General features: G+C 68.2%; 8 protein-coding genes. 3 read left to right on the top strand and 5 right to left on the bottom strand.

Annotated features, from left to right (window positions below):
* Nucleotides 1-37: 37 nt before the first annotated feature.
* From ACH0AE_RS14030 to ACH0AE_RS14015, 4 genes are all read right to left on the bottom strand, one after another.
* Nucleotides 38-1,615 (bottom strand): DHA2 family efflux MFS transporter permease subunit, encoded by a 1,578-nt coding sequence (locus ACH0AE_RS14030; RefSeq protein ID WP_294444783.1) that lies wholly within the window; start codon nucleotides 1,613-1,615, stop codon nucleotides 38-40.
* Between the two features lie 65 nt (nucleotides 1,616-1,680).
* Nucleotides 1,681-2,835 (bottom strand): efflux RND transporter periplasmic adaptor subunit, encoded by a 1,155-nt coding sequence (locus ACH0AE_RS14025; protein ID WP_294444781.1) that lies wholly within the window; start codon nucleotides 2,833-2,835, stop codon nucleotides 1,681-1,683.
* Entirely contained in the window at nucleotides 2,832-4,271 is a 1,440-nt protein-coding gene (locus ACH0AE_RS14020) for an efflux transporter outer membrane subunit (RefSeq protein WP_294444779.1), read from the bottom strand. The genes ACH0AE_RS14025 and ACH0AE_RS14020 overlap by 4 nt, the downstream gene beginning before the upstream one ends.
* Nucleotides 4,259-4,735, bottom strand: a complete 477-nt coding sequence (locus ACH0AE_RS14015) for a MarR family winged helix-turn-helix transcriptional regulator (RefSeq protein ID WP_294444778.1) — start codon at nucleotides 4,733-4,735, stop codon at nucleotides 4,259-4,261. The genes ACH0AE_RS14020 and ACH0AE_RS14015 overlap by 13 nt, the downstream gene beginning before the upstream one ends.
* A gap of 113 nt (nucleotides 4,736-4,848) precedes the next feature.
* Between ACH0AE_RS14015 and ACH0AE_RS14010 the strand changes: the two genes are divergently transcribed.
* Nucleotides 4,849-7,716, top strand: coding sequence for a pitrilysin family protein (locus ACH0AE_RS14010; RefSeq protein WP_294444776.1), 2,868 nt, complete (start codon nucleotides 4,849-4,851; stop codon nucleotides 7,714-7,716).
* Nucleotides 7,716-8,015 carry a hypothetical protein gene (locus tag ACH0AE_RS14005; RefSeq protein ID WP_294444775.1) on the top strand — a complete coding sequence of 100 codons (300 nt, stop codon included), beginning with the start codon at nucleotides 7,716-7,718 and terminating at the stop codon, nucleotides 8,013-8,015. The genes ACH0AE_RS14010 and ACH0AE_RS14005 overlap by 1 nt, the downstream gene beginning before the upstream one ends.
* 55 nt (nucleotides 8,016-8,070) lie before the next feature.
* On the opposite strand, the gene pepN is transcribed toward ACH0AE_RS14005, so the two are convergent.
* Nucleotides 8,071-10,665 carry an aminopeptidase N gene (gene pepN / locus ACH0AE_RS14000; protein WP_406875820.1) on the bottom strand — a complete coding sequence of 865 codons (2,595 nt, stop codon included), beginning with the start codon at nucleotides 10,663-10,665 and terminating at the stop codon, nucleotides 8,071-8,073.
* A gap of 192 nt (nucleotides 10,666-10,857) precedes the next feature.
* On the opposite strand from pepN, the gene ACH0AE_RS13995 reads away from it, so the two are divergent.
* Nucleotides 10,858-12,474 carry a M28 family metallopeptidase gene (locus ACH0AE_RS13995; protein WP_294444159.1) on the top strand — a complete coding sequence of 539 codons (1,617 nt, stop codon included), beginning with the start codon at nucleotides 10,858-10,860 and terminating at the stop codon, nucleotides 12,472-12,474.
* Nucleotides 12,475-12,478: the final 4 nt, after the last annotated feature.

The raw sequence follows: 12,478 nt of genomic DNA, 5'->3' as shown, positions 1-12,478 counted from the left end.
AACACGCTATGAATTGGCGCGGGGGAGGACGCAAGGCTCAGTCGGCGGCGACGGGGCCTGCGCCGTTGGCGGACGGGCGACGGCAGAACCAGACGATGATCAGCAGCCCGGCACTGAGCCAAGCGGAGAGGCGGAAGAGATCGGTGGAGGCGAGAAGATACGCCTGGCCGACCATCTGCCGCGTGATCACAGCGGCCGCCTGAGTCGCGTTCATGCCGAGGTTCATCAGTCCCTCGCTGGCCATCTGATACGGCACGCCGTTGCCGATCGCCTCGGCCAGGCGGCCCTGGTGCAGCGCCTCGCGCCGGTCCCACGCGGTGGTGATCATCGACGCGGCGAAGGCACCCGCGACGATGCGGGTAAAGTTGGAGAGGCCGGTCGCCGAGGGTATCCGTTCCGGCGGGATGCGATCGAGCGAGATCGTCAGCATCGCGAGGAAGAAGGTGGACATGGCGACGCCCTGCACCAGCAGCGGCATCACGAAATCCCAGAAGCCGGCATAAGTGGTGTAGCCCGAGCGCATCCAGTAGCTGATCGCGAACGCGACGAACGAGATGCTGGCGAGGATCCGCGCGTCGATCTTGCCCGACAGGCGCGCGCTCAATGGCGTGAGCAGCACCGCGACGATGCCGCTGGGCGCGGCGACCAGCCCGGCCCAGGTGGCGGTGTAGCCGAGCTGGGTCTGCAGCCAGAGCGGCAGCAGCAGGATGTTGGCGAAGAACACCGCATAGCCAAGGCAGAAGGCCAGGCTGCCGATCGCGAAATTGCGGTTGGTGAACAGCGACAGATCGACGATCGGATGCGCGTCCGTCAGCTCCCAGATCAGCCACGCGACGAAGCCGATCCCGGCGATCACCGTCAGCACCACGATCGTCGGATCGTTGAACCAGTCCGCGTTCTTGCCGAGATCGAGCATCACCTGAAGGCAGCCGACCCATAGCACCAGCAGCGCAAGGCCGATCGTGTCGATCGGCACCTTGGCGGTCGGCGTCTCCCGATCCTTCAGGTTCGTCCAGCAGATCGCGATGGTGAAGATGCCGAAGGGCACGTTGATCAGGAAGATCCAGCTCCAATGGTAATTATCGGAGATGTAGCCGCCGAGGATCGGCCCCATGATCGGCGCGACCAACGTGGTCATCGACCAGATGCCGAGCGCGGTGGCGCGTTTTTCGGGCGGGAAGACCGAGATCAGCAGCGCCTGGCTGCCCGGCATCATCGGGCCCGAGACGGCGCCCTGCAGCACGCGGAAGATGATGAGCGACGGCAGGCTCCACGCGATGCCGCACAGGAAGGAGGCGACCGTGAACAGCGCGAGCGAGGTGCAGAAGGTGCGCACCACGCCGAAGCGGCGCATCAGCCAGCCGGTCAACGGCACGGAAATACCGTTGGCGACCGCGAACGCCGTGACGATCCAGGTCGAATTGTCGGCACTGACGCCGAGGTTGCCCGCAATGGTGGGCAGGGAGACGTTGGCGATGGTGGTATCGAGCACCATCATGAACGTGCCGAGTGCCAATGCGAAGGCGACGAGCCCGAGGCGCGCGCCGGAGAGCGGCACCGGCTGCGCAGGCGGGCTGCCCGGGCGGGCGCCGGCGGGCGCGGCCGCGCTAGCCATGCACGCGTGCCATCACCGGGGCGGCGATCAGTGAAGGGGCGGCAGGGTGCGCGCGCGCCATGGGATCAGCGGTTCGCCGCGATGATTTGGGCGATCTTCGCCTCGACGGCGGGATCGGCCTCCGCGACATTGCCGCGATAGGGCTGGGCGGCGGGCGCGGCGAGGCGCGGGCCGCTGGTGTTCGCGGTGTCCACCGTGGCGAATACCGACAGGCCGACGCGCAGCGGGTTCGCCTTCAGATCCTTGGGATCCAGCATGATCCGCACCGGCACGCGCTGCACGATCTTGATCCAGTTGCCGCTGGCGTTCTGCGGCGGAAGAAGCGCGAAGGCATTGCCGCTGCCCGCCGCCAGACCGACGACCCGGCCGTGATAGACCACATCGTCCCCATAAGCGTCCGCCACGACGGTCGCGGGCTGGCCGATGCGAAGGTCCTTCAGCTGCGTTTCACGGAAGTTCGCATCCACCCACAGACGCTGCAGCGGGACGACCGCCATCAACGGCGTGCCGGCGGCGATCTGCTGGCCGACCTGCGCATTGCGCTGCGCCACGACGCCGTCGATCGGCGCGACGATGTGCATGTGGCTGCGCACGATGGCAGCGCGGCGATAATTGGCGATGGCGGAAAGGACGGCGGGGTTGGTGCCCACCGCCGTGCCGGCAACGGTGCTCTGCGCCTGGGTGCGGCGGCTGCGCGCGAGGTTCAGCGCGGCGCGCGCGACCTTCACCTGATCCGCGGCGTGGCTCAGTTCCTCGCCCGAGACGGCGCCTTCGTCGGCGGCGCCGCGGCGGCGGGCGTAATCGCCCTGCGCGGCGGCGAGCTGCGCCTCGGCCTGGACGACGGCGGCGTTCGCTTCGCTGACGCGGGAGAAATCGGCGCGGGTGCCGCGCACCGCGCGGGCAAGCTCGGCCTCCGCGGCAGCGAGGTTCACGTCGGCGGTCAGCGGATCGAGATCGATCAGCGGCTGGCCGGCCTTCACCGCCTGCGTGTTGTCGGCATGGATGGCGATGATCGTGCCCGGATCACGGGCTGTGATCGCCACCACGTCGCCGGCGACATAGGCGTCATCGGTTTCCTCCGCCGGCGGGGCGAGCAGGAAGTGGAACACCGCCCAGATGGCGAGCGCCGCGATGACGACGATCGCCAGCCCCAGCAGCAGCCGGCGGCGAAGCGCCGGGCGGCCGGCGGGCGGGGGGGCAGGAACGGCGGTATCGCTCATGATGCAGGGTTCCGGGAGGGATCGAAGCCGCCGCCCAACGCTTGCGCAAGCCGGGCACGGGCGGCGAGCGCGTCGACGGCGAGGGTGGCGGAGGCAAGCTGCGCGTCGAGCAGGCGAATGTCGGTGTCGATGCCGGTCAGGCGCGATTCGAGCCCGGCGTTGATGCGCACGGCGTTCAGCCGGTTGGTCTCGGTGAAGCCGCGGACGACTTCGGCCTGGGCGTTCGCCTCGGCGGCGTTGGCGCGGATCGCGGCGAGCGCGTCGGCGGCCTCGCGCACGGCGCCAACCACGGTGCGGTTGTAATCGGCGATGGCAAGATCGACCTGCGCGGTGGCGCCGGCGAGATCCGCCTTCAGCCGGCCGGAATCGAAGATCGGAAGATGGAAGGCGCCGCCGGCACCCGCCGTCCCCGCATCGGCATTGAAGAGGTTGCCGATGCCGACCGCCTGGAGCCCGGCGAGCGCAATGAGGTTCACGTTCGGGTAAAAAGCGCGGCGCGCCACCTGGCGGCCAGCGGCGGCAGCGTCGACCCGCGCAGCGGCGGCGGCGATGTCCGCGCGGCGGGCAAGGAGATCCGCCGGGATGCTGGTGGGGAGGGCAAGGCTGGTCGGCGGGGCCAGCCGCGTCACGCCGATGCCCGCGGCATAATCCGATCCGCGGCCGACGAGCGCAGCAAGCGCGTCGACCGCGATGACGCGCGCGGCTTCCGCCCGGGTCAGCGCGACGCGGGCCTGAGCGAGCAGGGTTCTCGCCGCCTGCACGTCGAGCTCGCTGGCGAGGCGGTTCTGCACGCGCGTGTTGACGAGGCGGACGGCGCGCTCGCGCGTCGCGATGGTCTGGCGGGCGATGCCGGCGACGCGCTCGGCGCGGGCGACCTCGGCATAGGTGGAGACGATCGAGCCGGCGAGCATCAGCCGCGCGGCGTCGACGTCATAGCTGGCGGCGGCGAGCGAGGCGCGGGCGCCTTCGATCGCGGCGCGCTGGCGGCCGAACAGGTCGAGGTTCCACGACAGGTTCGCCTGTGCGGTGCCGAGGAAGCGCACGCTGCCGCCATAGGGCGGCGGAATGGTGTAACGACCGGAAAGGCGCGACACCTGCGCGTTCGCGTCCCCCGTGATGTCGGGGCCGGTTTCCGCGTCGCGCCGGGCGAGCACCGCCTGCGCCTGACGCACGCGGGCGAGGGCGGCGTCGAGATCCGGGCTGCCGGCAAGCGCATCGGCGACGATGCGGTCGAGTTGCGGATCGCCGAACGCCGTCCACCAGCTGGGATCGATCGACGGCATTGGCGCGCCGGTGAGGCCGAGGTCCGCCGGCGCGCGCTGGCTCAGTTGCGGCGCGGTGTCCGGCGGGGTGCAGGCGGCGAGCAGCGCGACGAGCGCGGCGGTGCCGGCGGCGCGGGTAGTGGCAGGCCGGAACAGGCTCTTCAGGCGGCGCATGGGTCGCTCTCTTCCGCCATCTTTTCCTCCATCGTGCGGCGCAGCCGTTGCAGCATGGCGATCAGCTCGGCGACCTCGGCATCGCTCCAGTCGGCGAGGATGCCGTTCCAGCAGGTGATCACCTTGCGCTTCGCGGCGATCGCCGTTGCGGTGCCCTCCGGCGTGAGCGACAGGCGGATCAGGCGGCGATCCTCGTCGTCGCGCTGCCGCACCACCCAGCCGCGTGCTTCCATCTGGTCGATCAGCCGGGTCATCGCGCCCTTGTCGTGGCCGAGCTTGCGGGCGAGCCCGACGCAGGTGTCGGCATGCTGGAAATGAAGCGAGACGAGCGTCGTCCATTGCGTCGCGGTGAGGCCGTCTTCGGCCAGCGTGCGGTCGATCGCGGCGACATTCATCTGGTGGACCAGCCGGACGAGATAACCCGGTGACGTTTCCGGAGAGAAGGTCGAGTCGGTGAACGCCATGATCGTTGCTTAGGCAATGGTTGCCGTGGCAGTCAATCATGTAACGAAGTGTTGCGGTCTTAACAGTTCGGCGAAGCGCCACTAGGCTGGCATGATCCTTGAGGAGTCTCCCATTGCGTCTGTCGATTTCACTGGCCGCCAGCGTCGCGGCGATCGCACTCGTCCCGCTCGCCCCCGCCTACGCCGCGCCGCAGGCGGCGACCGCAACCGCTGCCATCCCCGGCGCGCAGAAGGCCGCGCCGGTCGCCGACCTGGTGAAGGCGATCGACATTCCCTACGAGCAGTTCACGCTGAAGAACGGCCTTCGCGTGGTGGTGCACACCGACCGCAAGGCGCCGGTGGTGGCGGTCTCCGTCTGGTATGACGTCGGCTCGAAGCATGAGCCGGAGGGCAAGACCGGCTTCGCGCACCTGTTCGAGCACCTGATGTTCAACGGCAGCGAGAATGCGCCGGGCGACTTCTTCGAGCCGCTGAAGCAGGTCGGCGCCACCGACCTCAACGGCACGACCTATTTCGATCGCACCAATTATTTCGAGACGGTGCCGACCGCCGCGCTGGAGCGGGCGCTGTTCCTGGAGAGCGACCGCATGGGGTGGCTGGCCGGGGCCGTCTCCCAGTCGGCGCTGGATGAGCAGCGCGGCGTCGTCCAGAACGAGAAGCGGCAGAATGACAACCAGCCTTACGGCCTCGTCAGCTACAAGCTGATCGAGAACGTGTTCCCCGATGGCCACCCCTACGGCCACAGCACGATCGGTTCGATGGCGGATCTCGATCGCGCCAGCCTGCAGGACGTGAAGGACTGGTTCCGCGATCATTACGGGCCGAACAATGCCGTGCTGGTGCTGGCCGGCGACATCGACGTGCCGACCGCGAAGCGGCTGACCGAGAAGTATTTCGGCGCGATCAAGCCGGGGCCGAAAAGCGTCGCGCCGCCGGCACCGGTACCGACGCTGCCCGCGCCCAAGGCGGAAGTGATGAAGGACCGCGTCGCCGCGCCGCTGATCGTGAAGAGCTGGCCGGTGCCGGGGCTGAACGATCGCGACGCGCCGGCGCTGGAGGTTGCGGCATCGGTGCTTGGCGGCCTCGCCAGCTCGCGCTTCGACAATGCGCTGGTGAAGGGCGACAAGACGGCGGTGCAGGTGAGTGCCGGCTATTCCGATTATGCGCAGGTCGGCACCTTCACCATCCAGGCGCTGGTGCGCCCGGACGTCGATCCGGCGGTGGTGGCGAAGCGGCTCGATGAACTCGTCGCCGACTTCATCCGTACCGGGCCGACGCAGGACGAAGTGCAGCGCACGCTGACCTCCACCGTTTCGCGCCGCATTGCGGGGCTGGAATCGGTCGGCGGGTTCGGCGGCAAGGCCGTGTCGCTGGCGGAAGGCGCGCTCTATTCGAACGACCCGGGCTTCTACAAGAAGCAGCTGGCGGCGCTGGCGGCGCAGACGCCAGCGAGCGTGAAGGCGGCGGCGCAGCGCTGGCTGACGAAGCCCGCCTATTCGCTGACCGTCGTGCCGGGCGAGCGCGACAAATATGACGAGGCGCAGGTGCCGGCCGAAGCACCGGGCACGCTGGCGGCGGATCCGGCGCCCAAGGGCACGCGCGGGCCGATGCCGGACGTTGCCGACGTGGGCGCGCTTGCCTTCCCGACGGTGCAGCGGGCGAAGCTGACCAACGGGATCGAGCTGGTCTACGCGAACCGGGCGACCGTGCCTGTGACGCAGATGGTGGCAAGCTTCGACGCCGGCACTGCGGCCGACGTGGCGGACAAGCTGGGCACGCAGGCGATGACCCTGGCGATGATCGACGAGGGCACCAAGTCGCTCAACTCGATCCAGCTCGCCGAGGCGAAGGAGCGACTGGGGCTCGACATCTACACCGGCTCCTCGGCAGATCGCACCACCGTCAGCTTCCGCGTGCCGAGCGCGAACCTGACGCCGGCGCTTGACCTGTGGGCGGATATCCTGCGCGCGCCAGCCTTCCCGGAAAGCGAGCTGCCGCGCGTGCGCACGCAGCTGCTGGCGCAGATCGCGCAGGAGCTGACCGATCCCGCCGGCATCGCCCAGCGCGTCGTGCCGCCGATCCTCTATGGCGCGGGCAGCCCCTACGCCAAGGCACGCGGCAGCGGCGATGCGGCGGCGGTGCAGTCGCTGACCCGCGACGACCTGATCGCGTTCCACCGCGCCTGGTTCCGTCCCGACAAGGTGAAGATCTTCGTCGTCAGCGATCGGCCGATGGGGGAGGTGAAGAGCGCGCTGGATCGTGCGCTGACCGGCTGGACGGCGCAGGGCCCGGCGGGCACCAAGGTGTTCCGCGAGGATCGCAGCCTGCCCGCGCCGCGCATCGTGCTGGTCGACCGGCCGGATTCGCCGCAGTCGCGCATCACCGGCGCGCTGCGCACGAACCTGCGCGGCACGCAGGACCTGCTGCCGGTGATCACCGCCAATGATGCGCTGGGCGGGGACTTCCTCGGCCGGATCAACATGGACCTGCGCGAGACGAAGCATTGGTCCTATGGCGCGTTCGGCAACTTCAACCGCAATGCGGAAGCCGCGCCCTATGTGATCGTGGCGCCGGTGCAGGCCGACAAGACCGGCGCGGCGATCGCATCGCTGCGGCAGGAGATCAGCGCGTTCCTGGGGCCGAAGCCGATGACCCAGGCGGAGTTCGACCGCACCATCACCGGCGCGACGCGATCGCTGGCCGGGGAGTTCGAGACCGCCGGCGACGTGCTGGGCGCGATGCAGGCCAACGACCTCTACCAGCGGCCGGACGATTATTATTCGACGATCACCCAGCGTTACCGCGCGATGACCCGCCAGGAACTGGAGGGCGCGATCCGTAGCGTCATCGATCCGAACCGATTCGTCTGGGTGGTAATCGGCGATGCCAAGACCGTCCGGCCCCAGCTTGACACGCTGGGACTGCCAGTCGAGGTGATGAGTGCAGCGTCCGCAGCGGGCGCACCTGAGGAGAGAAAGTGATGGCTGGAGTCGACGGAACCTACGACGTCACCGTGAAGTCGCCGCTGGGTGACCAGAAGTCGACGCTGACCGTGAAGAGCGACGGCAATACCTTCACCGGCACCAACTCCGGCGCGATGGGCTCGTCCGACGTGTCGGGCGAAGTGAACGGCAACACGCTGACGTGGAAGCAGCAGATGACCGTGCCGATGCCGATGACGCTCGACATGTCCGTCACCATCGACGGCGACAGCGTGAGCGGCACCGTGGGCGCGGGCGCGTTCGGCAGCTTCCCGGTGACGGGCACCCGCACCGCGTGATGCACCGGCACCCGCCCGCCCCGGCGCAGCGCCGGGCGGGCGGGTGCGAGGGCGCCTAGCCCTCCAGGCTCTTGGACGCCTGTTCGAACACGTCCTTGGACAGGCCCGGCGTCGCGACGATCCGCTCGAGCTCGGCCTTCATCAGCGCGGCGCGTGCCGGATCGAACCGGCGCCAGCGCCCCAGCGGCGGCAGCAGCTTCGCCGCCGTCTGCGGATTGAGCCGGTCCAGCGCGATCAGCTGATCGGCGAGGAAGCGATAACCCGCACCATCCGGCTGGTTGAACGCCCGCTGGTTCACCGCGAAGGCGCCGATCAGGCTGCGCGCCCGGTTCGGGTTGGCGAGCGTGAAATCGGGATGCTGCGCCAGCGCCGCGACGGCGGCGGGCGTATCGTCGCGTGTCGAGAGCGCCTGCGTCTGGAACCATTTGTCCAGCACCAGCGAATTGCCGGCATAGCGATTGTAGAAGATGTCGAGCGCCGCCTCGCGCAGATCGCTGTCACCGTTGACGAGCGTGGTGAGCGCGCCCTGGCGATCCGTCATGTTGTCGGCGCGCTCGAACTGGCGGAAGGCAAGCGCCGCCGCATCGGCCGCGCCCGAAGCCGCGATATAGCCGAGCGCCACGTTGCGCAGCCGGCGCGACGCCTTGGCGGCAGGCGTATATTCATACGGCTTGTCGGTGGTGTGCGCCTCGTACACCTCGCGCCAGCGGTCGGCGAGCGCGCGGCCGAGATCGGCGCGCAGCGCCTCGCGCGCGCGATACACCGCCTCCGGATCGACCGTGCTCAGCTGGTCGCCGATGAAGGCCTCGGATGGCAGCAGCACTGCCTCCGCGATGAACGCAGCGTCCAGCGCGGGATTGTCGAGCGTGTCGGCGACCGCATCGATCACCGCCTGATGATCCGCGCGCCCTTCGATGGTCCCGGCGACGAGCGTGTCGAGCATCAGCTGCTGCATCGCCTCGTAGCGGGCGAAGGGATCATCGTCGTGCCGGGCGAGGAAGGCGAGATCATCCGCAGTGCGATCGCTTTCGATCGTCACCGGCGCGGAGAAGCCGCGGTTGATCGACAGCACCGGGCGTTCGGTGATGCCGTCAAACACGATCGATTCGCTCACCTCGCTGAACAGGACGAGTTGTTCGGGGCCGAGCGGGGCGCCGGTTTCCGCGCCGAACAGGCGGATCTTGAGCGGTAGCACCATCGGCTGCTTGTCGACCTGCCCGGGCGTCGCCGGCACGTGCTGCGCGAGGCGCAGCGTGGCGCGGCCACCGTCATGATCGAGGCTGACCGAGACGCGCGGCGTCCCAGCCTGGCTGTACCACAGGCGGAAGCGGGCAAGATCGACGTTGCCCGCATCCTCCATGCAGCGCACGAAATCCTCGCACGTCGCCGCCGTGCCGTCGAACCGTTCGAAATAGAGATCGCACGCGGCGCGGAAATCGACGGGTCCGAGGATCGTCGCCATCATGCGGATCAGCTCGGCGCCCTTGTTGTAGATCGTCGAGGTATAGAAGTTCGAGATTTCGATATAGCTTTCCGGGCGCACCGGATGGGCGAGCGGGCCGGCATCCTCCGGGAACTGGCTGGCACGAAGGCCGCGTACGTCCTCGATCCGCTTGACCGCGGCCGAGCCCTGATCGGCCGAGAAGCCCTGATCGCGGAAGACGGTGAAGCCTTCCTTCAGCGAGAGCTGGAACCAGTCCCGGCAGGTGACACGGTTGCCTGACCAGTTGTGGAAATATTCGTGCGCCACGACCGAGGCGATCGCGTCATAGTCGTAGTCCGTCGCGGTATCGGGGTCGGCGAGGATGTAGCGGCTGTTGAAGATGTTAAGCCCCTTGTTCTCCATCGCGCCGAAATTGAAATCGTCGACCGCGACGATGTTGAACACGTCGAGATCATATTCGCGGCCATAGACGCGCTCGTCCCACGCCATCGACGTCTTCAACGCGTGGAGCGCGTGATCGGTCTTTGGCAGGTCCGCCTCGCGCACCCAGATACCAAGCTCCACCTCGCGGCCCGAGCGGGTGGTGAAGGTGCCGCGGTTGCACGCGAGATCGCCGGCGACCAGCGCGAACAGATACGAGGGCTTGGGGAAGGGATCGTGCCATTCCGCCCAGTGGGTGCCGTCGCCGTTATCACCGGACGCGACGGGATCGCCATTGGCCAGCAGCACCGGATAGCGTGCCTTGTCGGCCGTCATGCGCACGCGATAGGTGGCGAGCACGTCGGGGCGATCGGGGAAGAAGGTGATGCGGCGGAAGCCTTCCGCCTCGCACTGGGTGCACAGGTTCCCGCCCGAGGAATAGAGGCCCATCAGCTGGGTGTTGCGATCGGGCGCGATCTCCACCTCGGTCTCGATGACATGATCCTTGCCGGTCAGCGGGATGACGAGCTGGTCGCCCTCCATCCGCCAGTCGTTGATCGCGACGCCGTCGACGCTGACGGAGAGCGGCGTCAGTTCCTCCCCGTCGAGGCGCAGCGGCTCGTCACCCTCATGATTGCGCGTGACCTCCAGCCGGGCGCGGACGCGGGTAGCGGCGGGATCGAGTGCGAAATCGAGCGACAGCTGCGGCACCAGCCAGGCCGGCGGACGATAATCCTGGCGCCGGTGAACGGCGGGGACGGCGGGTGCGTTGAGAACGTCGAGCATGAGGGGAGATATAGCCGGGGGCGCCTTGGGTTCCATCCGTATTAGCTGAAGGCGGCTTGCCGCGGCGGGACGGGGTGCTTGCGATGGCGCGGCGGGCTGCTAGTTCGAAGAAATCGCTCAACCTTCCCGTCCGTGCCGGCGTGCCGCATCCCGATGGCCGCGACGAACGGTTTCTTTCGGATCAATCCACCAATGCGTCGTGTCGTTCTTGCGTTTCTTCTCTCCACCCTGCCGGTAACGGCGATCGCGCAGGAGGCAGCGCCGCTGTCGCCGGGTGCCTCGGCGATCAAGGGGCATGTCATGTTCCTTGCATCGGACGCGATGAAGGGGCGCGAGGCGGGCAGCCCGGAATATGATATCGCGGCGGAATATGTCGCCTCGCAGTTCTTTGCCGCCGGGCTGAAGCCGGCCGGCGACAAGGGTAGCTATCTGCAGAACGTGCCGCTGGTGGCGTTCAAGACGGATGGCGAGGGCAAGCTGAGCGTTACGCGCGGCGGCACCACGCTGCCGCTCACCTACGGCGTCGATTACGTCCCCTCGGCGAACCCGCGTGCAAAGGAGACGGACCTGTCCGCCCCCGTGGTGTTCGTCGGCTATGGCATCGTCGCGCCGCAATATGGCCGCGACGATTACAGCGGCGTGGACGTGAAGGGGAAGATCGTCGCCTTCGTCAGCGGCTCGCCGTCCAAGATGACGGGTGAGGAGCGTGCGTGGCTCGGCTCCCCCACCACCAAGGCGCGCTTCGCCGCCGAGCGCGGGGCGATCGGCACGGTCACGCTCTACACCCCGCGCAGCGAGAAGCAGCGCCCGTTCGCCAAGCTGGCGGAAGCAAACAGCCACAGCCGCATGACCTGGGCCAATCCGGATGGCACCGGCCATGTCGAGGAAGGCGGCATCCCGACGCTTGCGACGCTGAGCCTGACCGGCGCGGAAAAGCTGTTCGCCGGTGCGCGGACGGGCTGGACGAAGATCGCCAGGGAAGCGAACAAGGCCGACGCCCGCTTCACGCCCGAGGCATTGCCGGCAACGCTTTCCGCGTCGGTGAAGACGAGCTTCACGCCCGCGCGCTCGTCCAACGTCATCGCGATGCTGCCCGGCAGCGATCCGACGCTCGCCAAGGAAGTGGTCGTCCTCTCGGCGCACCTCGACCATGTCGGCAACAGCGGCAAGGGCGAGGACAAGATCCACAATGGCGCGCTCGACAATGCGATCGGCATCGCCAGCCTGATCGAGGAGGCCAAGCGTTTCCAGAAGGAAGGCGCGCCCAAGCGCAGCGTGCTGTTCCTGGCCGTCACCGCCGAGGAGAAGGGGCTGATCGGCAGCGACTATTTCGCCAATCACCCCACGGTTCCGGCATCGTCGATCATCGCCAACGTCAATCTCGACATGCCGATCCTGACCTACAAGTTCGAGGACATGGTGGCGTTCGGCGGCGATCGTTCGACCTTGGGGCCGATCATCGAGCGCGCCGTGCAGAGCGCGGGCGTGACGCTGTCGCCGGATCCGATGCCGGACGAGGGGATTTTCGTGCGCTCCGACCATTTCCGCTTCGTGCAGAAGGGCGTGCCCTCGGTGTTCCTGTGGCCGGGCCAGAAGGGGCCGGGCAAGGCCGCGGTCGAGCATTTCATGTCGACCAACTATCACAAGCCCAGCGACGATCTGTCGCAGCCGATCGAATGGGAACAGGGCGTCCGCTTCGTCGACGTCAACTATCGCATCGCCCGCGACATCGCCGACGCAGCCACGCGTCCGGTATGGAACAAGGGCGATTATTTCGGCACGTTGTTCAAGGGGCCAATGGCCCCATAACCGG

The organism is Sphingomonas sp. 179-A 2A2 NHS (assembly GCF_045371305.1).
In the GTDB taxonomy this organism is placed as follows: Bacteria; Pseudomonadota; Alphaproteobacteria; order Sphingomonadales; family Sphingomonadaceae; genus Sphingomonas.
This window is presented reverse-complemented; position numbering and strand designations above follow the sequence as displayed.